This is a genomic window from Actinacidiphila acididurans, assembly GCF_016918855.1.
GTDB classification, from domain to species: domain Bacteria; phylum Actinomycetota; class Actinomycetes; order Streptomycetales; family Streptomycetaceae; genus Actinacidiphila; species Actinacidiphila acididurans.
Genome location: NZ_JADKYB010000009.1, coordinates 160,780 through 178,116, shown reverse-complemented (window position 1 = coordinate 178,116; position 17,337 = coordinate 160,780). Strand labels below are relative to the sequence as shown.

Sequence of the window (17,337 nt, the reverse complement as noted above, 5' to 3'; positions counted from 1 at the left end):
GGGCCGGCGGCACGATGAGCGGATGGACCGCGTGGACCGCATGGGTCAGCCTCTGGACGTGCCCGAACTCGCCGCCGCCGGGGGTTTCACGCTGCGGCCGTGGCGCCTGTCGGACCTTCCGCTGGTCCGGGAGGCGTCGCGGGACCCGTACATCCCGCTGATCACGACCGTGCCCTCGCCCTGGTCCGAGCGGGCGGGCGTGGCGTTCGTCGAGCGGCAGTGGGGGCGGGCGACCGCGCGGGCCGGGTATCCGTTCGTCGTCGTCGGGCCCGGCGGCCGGCCGGTCGGCTCGGTGGGGCTGTGGCTGCGGAACCTGGACCAGGGCCGTGCGTCGCTGGGCTACTGGGTGGTCGCCTCCGCCCGCGGGAAGGGCGCCGCAGTGGCCGCGACCGGCGCCGTGGCCGACTGGGCCCTGCGCGAACTGCGCATTCCCCGGCTGGAGTTGTGGATGGAGCCGTGGAACACCGCGTCCGTACGCACCGCCGAGCGCGCGGGGTTCCAACGCGAGGGGCTGCTGCGCGGATGGCAGCGGATCGGCGAGAAGCGCCGCGACGTGTTCATGTACGCGCTGCTCAACGACTGGGCGTGACGCCCGCGGGCCGGGTCCGGCCAACGGCTTCGCGGATACGGGCGCGGGCCCGCGCCGACTCGCCCACGCCCGGGCCGCCGCACGGACCGGGCAGAAGCCGCCGCGCTCCCCCGCCCGGGGCCGGGCACCGTCACCAGGGAATGACCCCGTCGTCCTCGAAGAACGAACCCGTCGGGCCGTCGTCGGGCAGCGTGGCGAGCCGGATCGCCGTGGCCGCGCCCTGCTCGGGGGTGCGGGGGCCGAGAAAGCCGGTGAAGTCGGTCGCGACCAGGCCCGGGCAGGCGGCGTTGATCAGGATGTTCGTGCCGGCGAACTGCCGGGCGTACTGCACGGTGACGGCGTTGAGGTAGGACTTCGTCGGCGCGTAGGCCGCCATGATCGGGCCGACCTCGATGTCCGGGTCCGCCTGCCGGGTCAGGGAGGCGACGGAGCTGGAGACGTTAACGATGCGCGGCGAGGGCGAGCGGCGCAGCAGCGGCAGCATCGCGTTGGTCACCCGTATGACGCCGATGACGTTGGTCTCCACGACGGTACGGACCAGGTCGAGGTCGAGCGTGGTCGGGTCCTGCACCCAGCCCGGGCCCATCTCCCCCGATATGCCGGCGTTGTTGACCAGGACGTCCAGGCGCCCGGCCCGCGCTTCGATCAGTTCCGCGGCGTCGGTGACGCTCCGGTCGCCGGTCACGTCCAGCGGCACCCCGAACGCGTCCGCGCCGGCGGCGCGCAGCTTCTCCACGGCGCTCTCGCGGCGGGCCTCGTCGCGGGCTCCCACGGCAACCCGGTAGCCGAGGGCGCCCAGCCCGGCCGCGATTTCGTACCCGATTCCCTTGTTCGCGCCGGTCACCAGCGCGATCTTCGTTTCGCTCATGCCGTTGATGCTCGCCCGCGGGCGAGCGGCGCGGCCAACACCGATACAGTGCCCTGTCATACCGGGCAGGTATCACCGACGTACGCTGGGGCCATGGACACCCTGGAGACCCGCGAGCTGAGGTACTTCACGGCCGTCGCGGAGGAGCTGCACTTCGGCCGCGCCGCCGAGCGCCTGGGCATGGCCCAGCCGCCGCTGTCCCGGGCCATCCAGCAGCTCGAGCGGCGCCTGGGGGTCCGGCTGCTGGAGCGCAACCGCCGCGGGGTGCGCCTGACCGGCGCCGGGCAGGTGCTGCTGCACGAGGGCCGCGCGGCCCTGGACGCGGCCACCGCCGCCGCCCGCCGCACCCGCCGCGCCGGCGGCGCCGACGGTGCGGGCGGCCCCCGCGACCGCCTGGTGCTGGCGGTGAAGGCCGCCGCCTCCCACGAACTGCTGCAAAAGCTCCTCGCCGCCTACGCGGCCGAGCCCGGCGCCGCCGAGGTCGAGGTGCTGCCCAGCGGCATGTGCGAGGAGGAGGAGATGCTGCGCGACGGCCGCGCCGACGTGGCGCTCATGCACACCCCGTACAACTCCCTGGCCGGGTTCGACAGCGAGGAACTGCTGACCGAGGGGCAGATCGCCATCCTCCCCGCCGGGCACCCCCTGGCCGCGCGCACCGCGCTGACTACGGCCGAGGTCGGCGACATCCCCGGTCTTCCACCCGCCCGCTGGCCCCGCAAGGGCACCTATCCGCCCGGCCCGGGCCCCGAGATCCACGACCAGACGCAGCTGGCCCAGCTGATCGCCCTGGGCCGCACCATGGCCGTCTTCCCCGACTCCGCCCGCGCCTGGCTGTGGTCCGAGCACGCCGCCGTCCCCCTGACCGACGCACCCCCCGTCGTCACCCACATCGCCTGGCCCGCCCACAGCCACTCCCTCGCCCTGGCCGGCCTGATCCGCACCGCCACCCGGCTGTGACCCGCCCCTGACGGTCCGCCACCGCACAGGGCACAGCGCCCTCAGCAGGTACGGCAGGCCCGGCGCCGGTTGCCGCTGCGGTGTTCCCGTGGCCCGCGCCGCCGGATGGAGCCGCCAGCCGGCCGGAACGGCTGATCGGCGACAACCCGCGAGAGCGCGACGCGTCGGCGATCATGTCCGGCACGCGGAAGAGCGGGGCGGGCCAGCTACGGCGGCCCGACCAGGTGGGCCAGGACGTACGCGGCCAGCTCCGGCGGCTGGAGGTTTGCTGCGGTGACGGCCTCGGCGGTGGCCTCGATCCACACCGGGGTGAAGGTGCCGGTGTCGGGGTCCTCGAACTCCGGGCCGTGCCGCCGGGCGGGGTCCAGGCTGCGGATACGGGCGGTGTAGAAGTGGTGGACGACGGTGACGGCCGGGCCCGGCTCGGTGAGGGTCAGGATCGGTTCGGGCCGGTCGATCCCGGCGCCGGCCTCCTCCATCACCTCGCGCCGAAGGGCGGCCGGCAGGTCGGCGTCACCGGGCTCGACCGTACCGCCGACCGCCGTGCAGTACGGGGTCCCGCCGGGCCAGCCGCGCCGCAGCAGCAGGAACCGGTCGGCGTCGAGCAGGACCGCGTGCGCCTTGTGACGCGTCTTCATGACCCGGACCCTAGCCGCGGGCCCGGCCGCGGCGGGCCCGTTCCCGGCAGTCCTTGTCCCCGGCGGTCCCTGTCCCCGCCCCGGCCGGTGCCCGGTCAGCGGTCAGCGGTCGGCGGGGCGGGAGCGGCGGGGGCCGGGGATGAGCAGGGAGAACAGGACGCCGGCCGTGGCGGTGGCGGCCAGGACGGTGAAGCCGGTCTCGTAGCCGCCGGCGGAGGGCAGGCCGCCGGCGCCCACGGTGCCGGTGACGAGGGCGGTGACCACCGCGGTGCCCAGCGCTCCGCCGATGTTGCGGATGTTGGTGTTCATGCCGGTGGCCGCGCCGGTCTGGGCGGGCGGGACGGCGTGGACGATGAGGCTGGTCATCGCCGAGTAGGCCAGTCCCAGGCCCAGGCCGAAGACGGCTCCGGCGAGCGCGATCTGCCAGGCGGCGTCGTGGAGGAAGGCGAAGCCCAGGCAGGCCGCGGCGAGCAGGGCCGAGCCCCAGGCGAGCTGGGCCCGGAAGGGGACGGTGCGGTGCAGGGGGCCGCTGATCATCCCGCCGACGGCCATGGTGGCCAGCATCGGCAGGATCACCAGCCCGGCCACCGTCACCGACGCCCCGAATCCGTAGCCGGCCGAGGAGGGGGTCTCCACGAGCTGCGGCAGGAAGGTGAGGGTGGCGAACATCGCGGCGCCGAACAGCAGCGCCACCGCGTTGGTGGTCCACACCGCGGGCCGGCGCATCATGGCCATGTCGATCACCGGGTTCGCCGAGCGGGACTCGCGCCGCACCCAGGCGGCGAAGGCGAGTGCGGCCGCGGCCAGCAGCGCCACGGTCAGGGGCGAGCCCCAGCCCCACGCCTGCCCCTGGCTGACCGGAAGCAGCAGCGCCAGCAGCCACACCGACAGCAGGGCGGCGGCCGGCCAGTCGATGCGCCCGCCGGTGCGCACCGGGGAGGCGGGCACGTACCGCCGGCACAGCGCGGCGATGACGAGCACCGCGGCCATCGGGATCCAGAACAGCCACCGCCAGCCGAGGCCGCCGGTGATCGGCCCGGCCAGGACCGTGCCGAGCCCTCCCCCGACCGCGATGACGCTGGACATCGCGCCGACCGCGGACGGCACGCGTTCGGGCGGGTACTCGTCGCGCAGGATGCCGAACGCGACCGGATAGACCGCGCCGCCCAGGCCCTGGATCACCCGCCCGGCGACCATCACCCCCAGGTTCGGGGCCAGCGCCGAGACCAGGCTGCCCGCGGCGATCGCGGCCAGCACGACCAGCAGCGCCTTGTCCTTGCCCACCATGTCGGCGAGCCGGCCCAGGATCGGGGTGGCCACCGAGGCCGACAGCAGCCAGGCGATCAGCACCCACGACACACCGGCCTGCGTGGTGTGCAGGTCCTGCTGGATCGTCGGCAGCACCGGGCTGATCAGCGACTGCAGCATCGCGAACGCCCCGGCGCCGGCCGCCAGCAGCACGAACACCGGCCGGACCCCGGCGGCCCGCCCGGACCCGGGCCCGGGCGGCGGGCCCGCGGACGGCACCGGTGGGGAGGCGGCGGAAGAAGCGGAGGAGGGCGTCGAGGACGCCCGGTCGAAAACAGGCACAGGGAACCCCTCATGGCGCCGGGGCCGGACCGTGCCGCCGCCGCACGCCTATACTGAGAACGCCACTCCGAATATCCGGAGTGCAGTTATGACTTTACCGATAACCGTACTCCGTTTCCAGTGGAGGGGGAACCCGGGCGTGCCCACCGACCTCAGCCCGTTGCGGGCACCGCGGCCGCACCGCGCGGACGCGGCCCGCAACTACGACGCCCTGCTCGCCACGGCCCGCGAGGTCTTCACCGAGTACGGGGCCGACGCGCCCCTGGACGAGATCGCCCGCCGGGTGGGGGTCGGGATCGCCACGCTCTACCGCAACTTCCCCACCCGCGAGTCGCTGCTGGAGAACGTCTACCTCACCGAGGTGGAGGCGGTCTGCCGCGCGGCCGACGGCCTGGGCGATCTCGAGCCCTGGGAGGCGGTCACGGGCTGGCTGCAGCGCTTCGTGGACTACGTGGCCACCAAGCGGGCCGTCGCCACCGGCATCGACCGCGACTCCCCCGTCTATCTGGCCTGCACCCAGGCCCTGTACGAGGCGGGCGGCCCGCTGCTGGAGCGCGCCCAGTCCGCCGGGCTGATGCGCACCGACGTCGACATCGACGACCTGATGCGGTTCGTCATGGGCTACACGACCGTCAACTTCGCCACGCCCGAGCAGCGCGACAAGATGCTCCAGGTCGCCTTCGACGGCCTGCGCAGCGGCAGTCGGCAACCCGCCTGACCTTCCGTATGCGGCAGCCCGCGTACGGAAGGTCAGGGAGGACGTTCGTCGGGAGTGCGTGCGTCAGGCGGCCGAGGGGGTCCACAAGGCTGCGTGGAAGGGGCCGTTGGCGTCGCGGGGGTCGGGGGCGGGGGTGGCCGCGGAGCCGGCGATGGCGCCGTGGGCGTCGATGGCGACCGCGCCGCAGTTGCGTCCGCCGAGGGTGGGGAGCAGGGTCAGGGTGGCGGTGTCGGTGCGGTAGGTGAAGGCGAAGGAGTTGGGGGCGAACTGGTTGCCGATCGCGGTCTTGCCGATGATCGCGGTGGGCGTGGTGACGCCCCGGTCGCCGACGTGGACGAGGGCGGCGGTCTTCAGGTCGTAGGCCCAGCCGACCTGCCCGTCCCAGCCCACCACGTGGCGTCCGGACACCAGCGGGGTGACGAACAGCTTGTCGCCCAGGTCGGTCCAGGCGCCGGTGACCAGGTCGTACGCGAACCCGTGCGGCTTGGCGCCGAAGCCGGGGGTGGGTATGGCGGTGGAGCCCACGACGGTGCGGCCCGACACGTCGGTGATCTTGCTGTACGTGCCCCCGCCGGTGCCGATGTCGGTCAGGGTGCCGGTGCTCAGGTCGTAGACGAAGCCGTGGGTGAGGGAGGCCGGCTGGCCCGCGACGGTGGAATTGCCCACGACGTAGCGGCCCTTGGTGATGCCGGCGGCGCTGCTGGAGCCGGCCGGGCCCATCAGGCTGCCCAGGTCGGTCATGACGTGGGTGCGCAGGTCGTATGCGAAGGCGTGGGTGACCGCGTCACCGGGCAGCGTGGAGTCGCCGACGACGGTGCCGCCGCCGAGCGCGGTGACCGTGCTGGTGGTGCCGCCCAGCGTGCCCAGGTCGCGCATGCGGTGCTTGCGCAGGTCGTAGACGAAGCCGTGGGTGACGGCGTCGCCGGCCAGGGTGGAGTCGCCGACGACGTGGCGGCCGTGCACGGCGACCGCGGTGCTGCTGGTGCCGCCCAGGGTCCCCAGGTCGCTCATCGCGCCGGCGGCGCGGTCGTAGGCGAAGGCGTCGGTCGCCTGGTTGTGGGCGGTGGCGGACTCGCCGACGACCGTCGTGCGGTCCAGGGCGGTGGCCTTGCTGGTGGTGCCGCCCAGGGTGCCCAGGTCGTGGACGGTGTAGGAGGTGGGTGCGGGTGCGGTCGCGCCGGCCGGTGCGGCGGACAGGCCGAGCAGGGCCGCCAGTGCGGCGGTCGTGGCCGCGGCGATCGCGGCGGTGCGTGCGGGACGTGAGGATTTCACGGTTGCCCCCCTGAAGGCGTCGACGGCCTGCGCCGCAGCCCCCCTGGGCGCGCGGCCGTTCAGTTCTTCCTACTGCGCGGGCCGTATCCGGCGTGGGCGGATTGCCGGGATCTGCGCCGTTTGCAGGAGCCCGGCCCACAGCGCGCGGCCGGTGCCGGGCCCGCCGCCGACCGGACCCGCGACCGGACCTGCGACCGGACGGCGCGGGTCCGCGGGGGCGGGCGCCGCGGCTGGTAGCGTCCCTGGCGTGCCGGCCTCCCCGCCCCGTCCCGAGCCGTTCGCCCCGCAGGCCTCCGGTGCGGCGCTGGAGGATCTGCGCAGGCGGCTGCGTGCGACGCGCTGGCCGGACGCGCCGCAGGACGCCGGGTGGTCGCTCGGCACCGACCTGGGCTATCTGCGCGAGCTGGTCGCCTACTGGGCGGACGGCTTCGACTGGCCGGCGCAGGAGCTCGCGCTCGCCCGTATCCCCCGCTTCCGGGTGCGGCTGGGCGGGCTGGGCATCCACTTCGCGCACGTACGGGCAGCCGCGCCGGCCGGGCCGGTCCTGCCGCTGGTGCTCGGCCACGGCTGGCCGGACTCCTTCTGGCGGTACGTCAAGGTCGTCCCGCTGCTCACCGATCCGGGTGCGCACGGCGCCGACCCCGCGGACGCCTTCGACGTGGTGGTGCCCGACATGCCGGGCTACGGCTACTCCGACCGGCCCGCCGGGCCGCCGCTGGACTCCGTCGCGGTGGCCGGGCTGTGGGCGCAGCTGATGAGCGTGCTGGGCTACGAGCGGTTCGGCGCGGCCGGCGGGGACATCGGCAGCCACGTGGCCCGCTACCTCGCGCTGGACCACCCGAACCGGGTGGTGGCCGTGCACCGCACCGACGCCGGTGTGCCGCTGTACGCCGGCGACCCGGCCGGCCTCACGCCCGAGGAGCGCGCCTGGCTGCGGGACGGGGCGGCCTGGGCGGCGGCCGAGGGCGCGTACGCGGCGGTGCACCGCACCAAACCGCAGACCGCCGCCGTCGGGCTGGGCGACTCCCCGGCGGGGCTGGCCGCGTGGATCGTGGAGAAGCTGCGGGCGTGGAGCGACTGCGGCGGCGACATCGAGCGGTCCTTCACCAGGGACGAGATCCTCACCGACGTCACCTTGTACTGGCTGACGGGCACGATCGGCTCGTCGATGCGCATGTACCGGGCGAACGCCGCGATCGCGCCCGCGCAGCTGGCCCGCCGGGTCGAGGTGCCCTCGGGTTTCGCGCTGTTCCCCGCCGACCTGCTGCGCCCGCCGCGGGCGTGGCTGGAGCGCACCGCCAACACCGTGCACGTGAGCGAGCCCCCGCGCGGCGGGCACTTCGCGGCCTTCGAGGAGCCCGAGCTCTACGCGCAGGAACTGCGCGACTTCTTCCGCCCCTACCGTCGCGCCGTCGCCTCTACCGCGCGGTGAAGTAGTCGCCCTTGGCGAAGTCCTCCAGGAGGCCGGGATGGACCGGCTCCCAGCCCAAGACCTGCCGGGTCCGGGCGGTGGAGGCCGGGCAGTCCAGGGCGATCAGGGACGCGAGGAACCCGAAGTGCTCCTCCAGCCGGTCGTCCGGGATGCCCGCGGCGGGCACGCCCAGGTGGTCGCCGATGCTTTGCGCCATCTCGCGCATCGGGATGCCTTCGTCGCCCACCGCGTGCCAGCGGGTGCCGGCCGGCGCGCTCTCCAGCGCCAGGCGGTACAGGCGGGCGGCGTCCAGGGTGTGCACCGACGGCCAGCGGTTGGTGCCCTGCCCGGGGTAGCCGGCCACGCCCTTGTCCCGGGCGATGCCGATCAGGGTCCGGGCGAAGCCGTGCCGGTCCAGGGCGCTGTGGGTGATGGGCGGCAGGCGCACCGCCGAGGAGCGCACGCCGCGTTCGGCCAGGCCCACCACGGCGTTCTCGGCGTCGCCGCGGCCGGGGGCGGTGGGCGCGTCCTGCTCGGTGGCCGGCCGGCCCAGGCCCGCCGCCATGGTGGTGCCCGAGGAGATCACGAACGGCTTGCCGGTGCCGGCCAGGGCGTCGCCGAAGGCGTGCACGACGGTCATTTCCGCGGCGATCGCGCCGGCGAAGTCCCCGGTGCGCATCAGGTCGTGCTTGTAGGCGAGGTGGACGACGCCGTCGGCGTCCGCGGCCGCCTCCTGCAGCCCGGCCAGGTCGTCGATGTCGCCGCGGCGCACGGCCGCGCCGAACGCGGTGACGGCCGCCGCGGAGGCGTCGGAGCGCGCGAGGCCGACGACCTCGTGCCCGGCGGCCAGGAGTTCGGGGACGACCGCCGAGCCGAGGTGGCCGGACGCGCCGGTGACGAATACACGCATGGTGGCTCCAGGTGCGGGAGACGTGCCCCACTCCGTGATGGGACTTGGTCCTATCACCCTAGCACTGCGATGGGACCGAGTCCCATCACCTAGAATGTGGCCATGGCCAGATGGGAACCCAACCCGCGGGAGCGCCTGGAGCGCGCCGCGCTCGCCCTGTTCGTCGAGCACGGCTACGAGGCCACCACCGTCGCCGGGATCGCGGACCGGGCCGGGCTGACCAAGAGCACGTTCTTCCGGCACTTCGCCGACAAGCGCGAGGTCCTCTTCGGCGGGCAGGACGCCCTGGCCGACGGCTTCGGCGAGGCGATCCGCACCGCACCGCCGGGGACGGCGAGCGTCGACCTGCTGGCCGCGGCCCTGCTGGCCGCCGCCCCCTTCTTCGGCCCGGAGCGCCACGACCTGGGCCGACAGCGGCGCACGGTGATAGCCGCCAACAGCGAACTGCAGGAACGCGAACTGCTCAAGCGGGCCCGCCTTGCCGCCGTCATCGCCGACGCCCTGCGCGAGCGCGGCACGCCCGAGACGGCCGCACGCCTTGCCGCCGAGGTGGGGGTCCTGGCGTTCGGCACCGCCTACGCGCGCTGGGCCGAACCGGACAACCGGCAGCCGTATCCGCAGATCGCGCACGCGGTGCTGGCCGAACTGCGGGCCTGCGCCGCGGACCTCGGCGCGCAGGCCCCCGCACCGGCCTGACCCGCCCTCCCGTCGCGGCCCGTTGGATCGTGAAGTGCCCGGGACGACGCGGCCCCGGCGGGGGACGGCGGCCGTACGCGATGACCGGGCGGATGGCGGGAGTTGGGGATAAGCTGCGCGCCGTCGTGCTTTGTCGGGCACGACGGGAATGGCACCGGCCTGCCGTACGGCCCCCTTTTTTCGAGTTTTCGAGTTCTCCGATCGCGAGGAATCCCTTGGTGAGCGACCCGATCGTCGTCATAGGTGCCGGCCCGGTCGGGCTCACTGCCGCGGGCGAACTGGCCCGCAGGGGCGTGCCGGTGCGCATCTTCGACCAACTGGCGCAGCCCACCGGCCAGTCGCGCGCGATCCTGGTCCACGCCCGCAGCCTGGAGATGCTCGAGCGCATCGGCGTCGTCGAGGAGATCATCGCCGCGGGCGTGCGGACCGAGGCGATGGAACTGCACACCGCGGGCCGGTCGGTCGGGCGGATCGAACTGGGCCTGGTCGACAGCCCCTTCCCGTACACGGTGACCATCGCGCAGACCGAGACCGAACGGATCCTCACCGCGGCTCTGGCCCGCAACGGCGTGAGTGTGGAACGCGGCATCACCCTGACCGGCCTGGACCAGGACGACAGCGGCGTGCGGGCGGTGCTGCGGCACGCCGACGGGCGCGAGGAGGGGCTCGCGGCGTCCTGGCTGGTGGGGGCCGACGGCGGTCACAGCAGCGTGCGGCACCTGGTCGGCAGCGCCCTGGCCGGGTCCTTCCACGGCGAGCGGTTCCTGATGGGCGATGTCCACGCCGCCCACGACTTCGACCCGCACACCATGTACACGTTCTTCTCGCCGCACGCCGGGCCGCTGCTGGTGTTCCCGATGACGGGTGACCGGATGCGGCTGATCGCGCAGATCCCGGACGGCGCGCAGGGGCCGGCCACGCAGGAGTGGCTCCAGCAGGTCGTCGACGAGCGCTGCGGGCGGATCCGGATCCGGAACTCGCTGTGGCTGACGACGTTCGACATCCATCACGCGCAGGTGCCGCAGTACCGAGTGGGCCGGGTGTTCCTGGCCGGCGACGCCGCGCACGTGCACAGCCCGGCCGGCGGCCAGGGCATGAACACCGGCATCCAGGACGCGTACAACCTCGGCTGGAAGCTCGCGCTGGGCCGCACGGGGCCGGCCGGCTCGGCGCTGCTGGACAGCTACCACGCCGAGCGCCACCCGGTCGGCGCGCAGGTCATCGCGTTCACCACGGCTCTGACCCGGGCCGGCACGCTTGCCGGACCGATCGCGCAGAAGCTGCGCGACGGGGCGATGCACGCCTTCACCGCGCTCGCCCCGGTGCGCCTGGCGATGGCCGACAAGACCGAGGAAACCAGCCTGTCCTACCGGCACAGCCCGCTGGTCGTGGCCTCCCCCGGCCGCCCGCACCTGACGGGCGGGGACCACCTGCCGCACGCCGGCGACGCGCTGCGTGCCGTGCTCGCCCGCGAGGCGGGCCACGTCCTGCTCACCCTGGTCCCCGGCGAGGACCCGGTGCCGCCGCCGGTGGCCGGCGTGCCCGTATCCGGCCTGCGGCAGATCCTGGTCAGCGCTTCCGGCGCGACCCGCGACGGCTACGACCAAGTGCTCGCCGACCCGTCCGGCACGGCCGCCGCCCGGTACGCGCTGCCCCGCGGCGGACGCGTCCTGATCCGCCCGGACGGGTATGTCGCGGCGGTCGCCTCCCTGGAAGACCAGGCGCCGCTGCACGCGTACGGGGCGCTGCTTTCGGCCGCGGGGTCCGGCGCGGTCGGGGTCGGGCCGGCGGCCGGGTGACGTGATGCCCGGTGGCCGAAAGACGGCGGCGTCGACCTGGGCCGGGGACAGGGCGCCGGAGTTGTTGAAGTAGACCCAGTTGACCTTCTCGTCCCAGGTGCGCTGGCCGGTGAAGGGCAGGTCGATGAACCACTCGTTGAAGTCGATGGTCATCGCCTCGCGGGGGTAGTACTTGCCGCTGGAGGTGAAGTACTGCTGGCCGTCGACGTAGTAGGTCACGGTGCCGTTGGCGACCGTCATCACCAGGGTGTGCCAGCCCTGGAGGGAGTTGATGACGTTGTGGGTGACCCGGTCCATCGCGTCGGCGCTGTACCAGGTGGTGGTGTAGAGGGTGGGGCCGGGCGCGCCCCAGCCGCCGTTGGGTAGGTACTCGTTGTCCAGTTCGCTGTACAGCGAGTCGTCCGGGGTGATCGTGTAGAACGTCTCGTTGACGTGGTCGCCGTTGGTGCCGGTGGTCGGCTGGTCGTTGAAGTAGACGCGGGCGGCGTAGGTGCCGGTGAGGAACTTGCGCTGGGTGGTGTCGATCTCGGCCTGCGTGGTGCCGGCGGTGGTGCCGTCGGTGGTGGCGCGCATCTGCATGACGCGGCCGCCCTGCGCGGAGGAGTCGGCGGGGAAGCTGAACGCGCCGGCCGACCAGGTGTTCTGGATGCCGGGGCCGCCGGAGCCGGTGCGGATCGACCAGCCGTGGGAGGCCAGGGCGGAGTCGGTCGGGCCGGTGTAGTGGAAGTCGTCGAAGAGGGTGCCGCTGCCGGCCGGCGGGGGCGAGGTCGGGGGCGGGCTGGTGGGCGGCGGCGAGGTGGGCGGGGTGCCGCCGCCGGGCTCGGTCCCCCAGGACAGCGCGCCGCCGATGTAGCCGGTGACCACGGAGGAGGGGGTGTAGGCGCTGTCGGCGGCGGTGAAGGAGTAGTCGTTGGCCTGGTTGACGTTCTGCCAGTCCGCGCGGTGCAGGCGCAGTTGCATGTCGCCGGTGTCGGCGCCGGGGGCCAGGGTGCCGGCCGCGGCGGTGAAGCCGATCTGCAGGTAGTGGTCGGCGGTCGCGGTGGGCCGGTCCAGGGCCACGACGGTGCCGCTGAGGTCGGCGCAGCCCACGTGCGCCCAGGCGCACTGGAAGGTGTACGAGGACGCGCCGTCGGCGGTGAAGTAGTACCGCACCGTCACGTTGCTCAGCGCGAGCGGGCTGCTGCCGGTGTTGACCACTTCCAGCCAGGGGTCGATCTCGCTGGTGGACGCCTGGGAGGCGGTGGTCTTGTACTCCACCGTCAGCGGCGCGGCGGCCGCGTGGGCGGGGCGTACGGCGGGGTAGACGGCGGTGGCGGCCAGGGCCAGGCCGAGCGCGGCCACGGACAGCCGCACACGGCCGGCCCGGCCGGCGCGGCCGTATCCCGCGGCGCGGGCGTTGGGGTGATCCATCGTTCTCCTTGCGGTCGGAGGGGGGAAGGCCGGTGCGGGCCGGACCGGGTCGGTTCAGGCGATGCCAAGGAGGTCCAGGAAGTGCAGGGAATGCAGGGAGTACGGGGGTGCAGGGGGCGCTCTGCCGCGGCGGGGGCGCGGTCGGCATGAGAGGGGGAGCCCCGCCCTCATGGACTGACCACTGGTCACTTTCTATGCCGCGGCCGTGCACCACAGTGAAGTGAACGGCAGGTTCCTGTCAATGACCCGCGGGCAACTTCGAACCGCCCGTACTCTGCTGTCTCTTCGCGACGAAGGGAGCGCGGGGGCCGCTTGCGGGCCGGGCCTCTTGAGATGACCACTGGTCCTGTGTGAGGGTGGAGATCGTTCAGGGTGTGTCGCCCGGCCCGTGCGTGGAATGCCGGCCCGTGACCGCCGTCACCTCTTCCGGGACGATGACACCGTGACGACTGCCAAGAAGCCCGCGGCCCGCAGCGCCGCCAAGCGGGACCGGGTGCGTGCCCATCTGCTCGACATCATCGAGCGGTCCGGGCCGGGCACGGGGCTGGCGGCCGAGCGGGACCTGGCCGCGGAGCTGGGTGTCTCCCGGCCCACGGTCCGTGCGGCCGTGGAGGATCTGGCCCGCAGCGGGCTGCTGGTGCGCCGGCACGGGCAGGGCACGTTCACCGCACCGCACAAGATCACCCAGGAGATGACGGGGACGACGACCAACGCGCTGGCCGTGCCGCCCGCCGAGGGCGAGTGGACCAGCCATGTGGTCGACTTCGCGACGGTTGCGGCCGGGCCGACCCGGGCCGCGCGGCTGGCGCTGGCGCCGGACCAGGAGATCGTGCGGGTCACCCGGCTGCGTCACGTCGACGGGGCGCCGGTGTCGATCGAGCGCCTGGAGATACCGGCGGCGGCCGTCCCGGGTCTGGGGCCGGCGGACATGGAGGCCGGCAACTTCTACCACCTGCTGCGCGACCGCTACGGCATCCAGGTCATGGACGCGGTCCAGACGCTGGAGCCGACGGTGGCCAACCCCGATCAGGCCGATCTGCTGGACTGCCCGGTCTTCGCGCCGCTGCTCCAGGTCACCCGTACCACCCGTGACACCACCGGCCGCACCGTGGAGTTCGCCCACTCCGTCTACCGCGGGGACCGCTACCGCATCACCTCCAAGCTCCGCTTCGACGCGGACTCCGGCTGACCGGCCGTACAGGAGCGAGCCGCCGCAGTGCGGCGGATTCCGCTTCCGGAACCGGCTCGGAACCGGCTCCCCGACGGGTCGTCAGTGTGCGCCCGGCGCACCGCGCACACCGCCCATGACCTGGGCATAGTCATCTCCGCACGCCTCGCGGACGCGCTATGCGTGTAGCGCACACACGGCAATTCCGGAGAAGTCCCCGGCCGCTGCCGGAGTAGCGTCAAGAAGCGGACTTCTCCGGCGGGTCGGGCACAAAGTGATCTCGCTCGCCATTGGCATATACCTGATCGTTTGCGCATGTCTCTGACGTGTGCGCGTATTTACCCGGAAGAGAGATGATGAGCAGAAATGTCAATTTCTGGGTCGCCTTTTGACGACATTGTGGTAGGTGCGGGGGCGGCCGGGGTGCCGCTGGCGGTGCGGCTGAGCGAGGACCCGGCGCGGCGGGTCGCTCTGGTCGAGGCCGGTCCCCACTACCCGGCGCCGGCCGACATGCCGCAGGACCTGCTGACCGCGAACATCATGTCGATGTCGGCGCACGACTGGCAGTTCTCCGCCCGGGCCGTGACCGGCCGGGCGATCAGGTTCCCGCGCGGCAAGGTGGTGGGCGGCTCGTCCGCGGTCGGGGGCACGGTCGCGCTGCGCGGCATCCCGGACGACTTCGACGAGTGGGCGGCCGGCGGCAACCCGCAGTGGTCGTGGGAGAAGGTGCTGCCGTACTACCGGGTGATGGAGGACGACCTGGACTTCGGCGGGGAGTTCCACGGCAGCGGCGGCCCGATCCCGATCCGCCGGTTCCCGGTCGAGGAGATGACCCCCGTCCAGCAGGCGTTCCTCGAGGTGTGCACGGCCCACGGCTTTCCCTGGGTCGAGGACCACAACCACCCGTACGCCACCGGGGTCGGGCCCATGCCCTCCAACCGGCGCGACCCCACGGTCCGGATATCCACCGCGATGGGCTACCTGCCGGCGGTGCGCGGCCGGCAGAACCTGACCATCCTGCCCGGGGCGCTGGTCCAGCGGGTGCTGATCCGCGACGGGCGCGCGTACGGGGTGGAGCTGGTGGACGGCGCCCGTACCGAGCAGATCACCGCGCGCCGGGTGATCCTGGCCGCCGGGACGATCGGCTCACCGGCGATCCTGCTGCGCTCGGGCATCGGCCCGGCCGAGGACGTGCGCCGGCTCGGGCTCGACGTGCGGGCCGACCTGCCCGGCGTCGGCGAGGGCCTCAACGACCACCCGCGCACAGGGGTGTTCATGACGCCCCGGCCCGGCGCGGAGAACTTCGGCGAGCCGGTCGGCCAGACCGTGCTGCGCACCACCGCGCCCGGCTCGGCCGAGACCAACGACATGCACTACTACATGGTCAACGGGTTCGACCTGACCCAGCAGTTCCCCGACCTGCGGCAGATCGCCGGCGGCGACCGCATCTTCGGCGTGATGGTGGTCGACCAGCGCCCCCACGCCCGCGGCCGGCTCACCCTGACCTCCACCGACCCGCACGAGCACCCGCGGATCGACCTGAACTACCTGTCCGACGAGCGCGACTACCGCACCTTCACCGACGGCGTCCGGCTGGCCTGGGAGCTGGCCAACGCCGACCCCATCCGCAAACGCGGCGACCACTTCGTCCTGATCGACGAGTCCACCCTGGACTCGGAGGAGGGCATGCGGGCGTACCTGCGCGCGACCGTGGACAGCACCTACCACCCGGTGGGCACCGTCCGGATGGGCCCGGCCACCGATCCGGCCGCCGTGGTCGACCAGTACGGCGCGGTGCACGGCATCCAGGCGCTGCACGTGGCGGACGCCTCGATCATGCCCTCGCACGTGCGGGCCAACACGAACCTGACCTCGATCATGATCGGGGAACGGGCCGCCGCCCTGCTCGGGCAGCGCTGACCCCTCCCTCCCCCCCCAGCTCCCTCCCTCGCCCCGACCGTCGTCCTTCCGACCGATCCGTTCCCACCGATCCGTTCCCACCGATCCGTCCCGACTGATCCGTTCCGACTGATCCTGAGAGGCATCGTGTCGCTTACCGAGATCCCCACCCGGGAAGAGCTGGTCCGCGCGGTCTCCGGCGTCACGCCGGTGATCCGGGCCAAGGCCGCATGGGCGGCCGAACACCGCCGGCTGCACGAGGAGACCTTCGAGGCGCTGGCCGACGCCGGCGTGTTCAGAATGCGGATGCCTGCCCGCTTCGGCGGCTACGAGTGCGACGCGCGGACCATGGCCGAGGTCGCCGACGTCCTGGCCCGCGCGGACGGCTCGGCCTCCTGGGTGGCGGCCACCTCCTGGATTCCCACCTGGGTGCTGGGCCTGTTCCCCGACGAGGTCCAGGACGAGGTCTTCGCCACCCCGGACGTGCGGCTGAGCTCCACCATCGGCCCGGGCACCGCCACCGCCGTGCCCGCCCCCGGCGGCATCGTGGTCAACGGCGCCTGGCCGTTCATCAGCGGCGCCGCCGGCAGCCACTGGCAGCAGATCATGGCGATCCTGCTGGACCCGGCCGGCGAACCGTACCCCGTCATGGGCATGGTCCCCACCGCCGAACTGGAGATCGTCGACGACTGGTACGCCGCCGGGCTGCGCGGCACCGGCAGCGTCACCACGCTCGCCCGGGACCTGTTCGTCCCCCAGGAACGCATCGTGCCCGTACCGGCGCTGCTGGGCGGGCAGTCCGCCTCCAAGAAGAACGCGGAGGCCCCGATGTACCGGGCCCCGCTGATCATGGTGGCCGCCGCCTCCACGGTCGGGACCTGCGTCGGGATGGCGCGGGCGGTCGCCGACGCCTTCTTCGACCGGCTGCCCGGCCGCAGGATCACCTACACCGAGTACACCGACCAGGCCCAGGCCCCCGTCACCCACCTGCGGGTCGCCGAGGCCGCCCTGAAGATCGACGAGGCCGACTTCCACGCCCGCCGGCTGACCGAACTGCACGACGCCAAGTGCGCCACCGGCGAGGCCTGGACGCTGCACGAGCGCATCCGCAGCCGGGCCGACGAAGGGGCCGCGGCCCGACTCGCGCTGGAGGCGGCCGACCTGCTGGCCGCGGCCGGCGGCGGCTCCTCCGCGTACACCAAGGTCCCCCTGCAGGGCATGCTCGCGGACTTACGGACCTTCGCCCTGCACGGGATGATGACGCCGGACGTCAACACCGAGACGTACGGCCGCGTCCTGTGCGGGCTGCCCCCCAACACGATGTTCTTCTGAGACGCCCTCCGGCCTTACGGGGCGTCTCTTCTGCTGTGCCCCTCCGCACTTCCGTCGCGTTTCTTCTGTGGCGTTCTTCT

The 17,337-nt window shown here is 73.6% G+C and carries 15 protein-coding genes and 1 pseudogene; 10 read left to right on the top strand and 6 right to left on the bottom strand.

Features of this window, described 5'->3' with window-relative positions:
• Positions 1–22: 22 nt before the first annotated feature.
• Positions 23–589 (top strand): GNAT family N-acetyltransferase, encoded by a 567-nt coding sequence (locus tag ITX44_RS18575; RefSeq protein ID WP_236060977.1) that lies wholly within the window; start codon positions 23–25, stop codon positions 587–589.
• Positions 590–719: 130 nt separating this feature from the next.
• Here ITX44_RS18575 and ITX44_RS18570 read toward each other — a convergent pair whose 3' ends face one another.
• A complete protein-coding gene (locus ITX44_RS18570) occupies positions 720–1,457 on the bottom strand; it encodes an SDR family oxidoreductase (protein WP_205358390.1) in 738 nt (245 codons plus the stop codon).
• Between the two features lie 93 nt (positions 1,458–1,550).
• Between ITX44_RS18570 and ITX44_RS18565 the strand changes: the two genes are divergently transcribed.
• Complete coding sequence (locus ITX44_RS18565; protein ID WP_205358389.1) at positions 1,551–2,414, top strand: LysR family transcriptional regulator; 864 nt, start codon at positions 1,551–1,553, stop codon at positions 2,412–2,414.
• Positions 2,415–2,620: 206 nt separating this feature from the next.
• On the opposite strand, the gene ITX44_RS18560 is transcribed toward ITX44_RS18565, so the two are convergent.
• Positions 2,621–3,052 carry an NUDIX domain-containing protein gene (locus ITX44_RS18560; protein ID WP_205358388.1) on the bottom strand — a complete coding sequence of 144 codons (432 nt, stop codon included), beginning with the start codon at positions 3,050–3,052 and terminating at the stop codon, positions 2,621–2,623.
• A gap of 102 nt (positions 3,053–3,154) precedes the next feature.
• Positions 3,155–4,642 (bottom strand): MFS transporter, encoded by a 1,488-nt coding sequence (locus tag ITX44_RS18555; protein ID WP_307795348.1) that lies wholly within the window; start codon positions 4,640–4,642, stop codon positions 3,155–3,157.
• A gap of 139 nt (positions 4,643–4,781) precedes the next feature.
• Here ITX44_RS18555 and ITX44_RS18550 point away from each other — a divergent pair, with 139 nt between their 5' ends.
• Positions 4,782–5,360, top strand: coding sequence for a TetR/AcrR family transcriptional regulator (locus ITX44_RS18550; RefSeq protein WP_307795347.1), 579 nt, complete (start codon positions 4,782–4,784; stop codon positions 5,358–5,360).
• A 63-nt stretch (positions 5,361–5,423) separates the two neighbouring features.
• Here ITX44_RS18550 and ITX44_RS18545 read toward each other — a convergent pair whose 3' ends face one another.
• Positions 5,424–6,632: a hypothetical protein gene (locus tag ITX44_RS18545; protein WP_205358386.1), complete on the bottom strand. Its 1,209-nt coding sequence runs from the start codon at positions 6,630–6,632 to the stop codon at positions 5,424–5,426.
• A 247-nt stretch (positions 6,633–6,879) separates the two neighbouring features.
• On the opposite strand from ITX44_RS18545, the gene ITX44_RS18540 reads away from it, so the two are divergent.
• Complete coding sequence (locus ITX44_RS18540; protein WP_205358385.1) at positions 6,880–8,064, top strand: epoxide hydrolase family protein; 1,185 nt, start codon at positions 6,880–6,882, stop codon at positions 8,062–8,064.
• On the opposite strand, the gene ITX44_RS18535 is transcribed toward ITX44_RS18540, so the two are convergent.
• On the bottom strand, positions 8,051–8,953 hold the full coding sequence (locus ITX44_RS18535) for an SDR family oxidoreductase (RefSeq protein WP_205358384.1): 903 nt from the start codon (positions 8,951–8,953) through the stop codon (positions 8,051–8,053). The two genes, ITX44_RS18540 and ITX44_RS18535, sit on opposite strands and share 14 nt — an antisense overlap.
• Before the next feature lie 102 nt (positions 8,954–9,055).
• Here ITX44_RS18535 and ITX44_RS18530 point away from each other — a divergent pair, with 102 nt between their 5' ends.
• The 3 genes from ITX44_RS18530 (at position 9,056) to ITX44_RS41115 (ending at position 12,169) form a co-directional block, all read left to right on the top strand.
• Positions 9,056–9,649: a TetR/AcrR family transcriptional regulator gene (locus ITX44_RS18530; RefSeq protein ID WP_205358383.1), complete on the top strand. Its 594-nt coding sequence runs from the start codon at positions 9,056–9,058 to the stop codon at positions 9,647–9,649.
• A gap of 218 nt (positions 9,650–9,867) precedes the next feature.
• Positions 9,868–11,448 (top strand): FAD-dependent monooxygenase, encoded by a 1,581-nt coding sequence (locus tag ITX44_RS18525; RefSeq protein ID WP_205358382.1) that lies wholly within the window; start codon positions 9,868–9,870, stop codon positions 11,446–11,448.
• A 496-nt stretch (positions 11,449–11,944) separates the two neighbouring features.
• Positions 11,945–12,169, top strand: a complete 225-nt coding sequence (locus ITX44_RS41115; RefSeq protein ID WP_236061099.1) for a hypothetical protein — start codon at positions 11,945–11,947, stop codon at positions 12,167–12,169.
• A 164-nt stretch (positions 12,170–12,333) separates the two neighbouring features.
• On the opposite strand, the pseudogene ITX44_RS43240 reads toward ITX44_RS41115, so the two are convergent.
• Positions 12,334–12,651 (bottom strand): annotated as a pseudogene (locus tag ITX44_RS43240) (cellulose binding domain-containing protein); the annotation flags it as partial.
• Positions 12,652–13,300: 649 nt separating this feature from the next.
• On the opposite strand from ITX44_RS43240, the gene ITX44_RS18515 reads away from it, so the two are divergent.
• From ITX44_RS18515 to ITX44_RS18505, 3 genes are all read left to right on the top strand, one after another.
• Positions 13,301–14,047: a GntR family transcriptional regulator gene (locus ITX44_RS18515; protein WP_307795346.1), complete on the top strand. Its 747-nt coding sequence runs from the start codon at positions 13,301–13,303 to the stop codon at positions 14,045–14,047.
• Positions 14,048–14,392: 345 nt separating this feature from the next.
• Positions 14,393–15,946: a GMC family oxidoreductase gene (locus ITX44_RS18510; protein WP_205358380.1), complete on the top strand. Its 1,554-nt coding sequence runs from the start codon at positions 14,393–14,395 to the stop codon at positions 15,944–15,946.
• Positions 15,947–16,072: 126 nt separating this feature from the next.
• A complete protein-coding gene (locus tag ITX44_RS18505; RefSeq protein ID WP_205358379.1) occupies positions 16,073–17,257 on the top strand; it encodes an acyl-CoA dehydrogenase family protein in 1,185 nt (394 codons plus the stop codon).
• Positions 17,258–17,337 lie beyond the last annotated feature (80 nt).

Excerpts from the sequence above, each read along its gene's own strand:
- ITX44_RS18575 (WP_236060977.1), top strand. The coding sequence starts at position 23 with ATGGACCGCGTGGACCGCATGGGTCAGCCTCTGGACGTGCCCGAACTC.
- ITX44_RS18570 (WP_205358390.1), bottom strand. The coding sequence starts at position 1,457 with ATGAGCGAAACGAAGATCGCGCTGGTGACCGGCGCGAACAAGGGAATC.
- ITX44_RS18565 (WP_205358389.1), top strand. The coding sequence starts at position 1,551 with ATGGACACCCTGGAGACCCGCGAGCTGAGGTACTTCACGGCCGTCGCG.
- ITX44_RS18560 (WP_205358388.1), bottom strand. The coding sequence starts at position 3,052 with ATGAAGACGCGTCACAAGGCGCACGCGGTCCTGCTCGACGCCGACCGG.
- ITX44_RS18535 (WP_205358384.1), bottom strand. The coding sequence starts at position 8,953 with ATGCGTGTATTCGTCACCGGCGCGTCCGGCCACCTCGGCTCGGCGGTC.
- ITX44_RS18530 (WP_205358383.1), top strand. The coding sequence starts at position 9,056 with ATGGCCAGATGGGAACCCAACCCGCGGGAGCGCCTGGAGCGCGCCGCG.
- ITX44_RS18510 (WP_205358380.1), top strand. The coding sequence starts at position 14,393 with ATGTCAATTTCTGGGTCGCCTTTTGACGACATTGTGGTAGGTGCGGGG.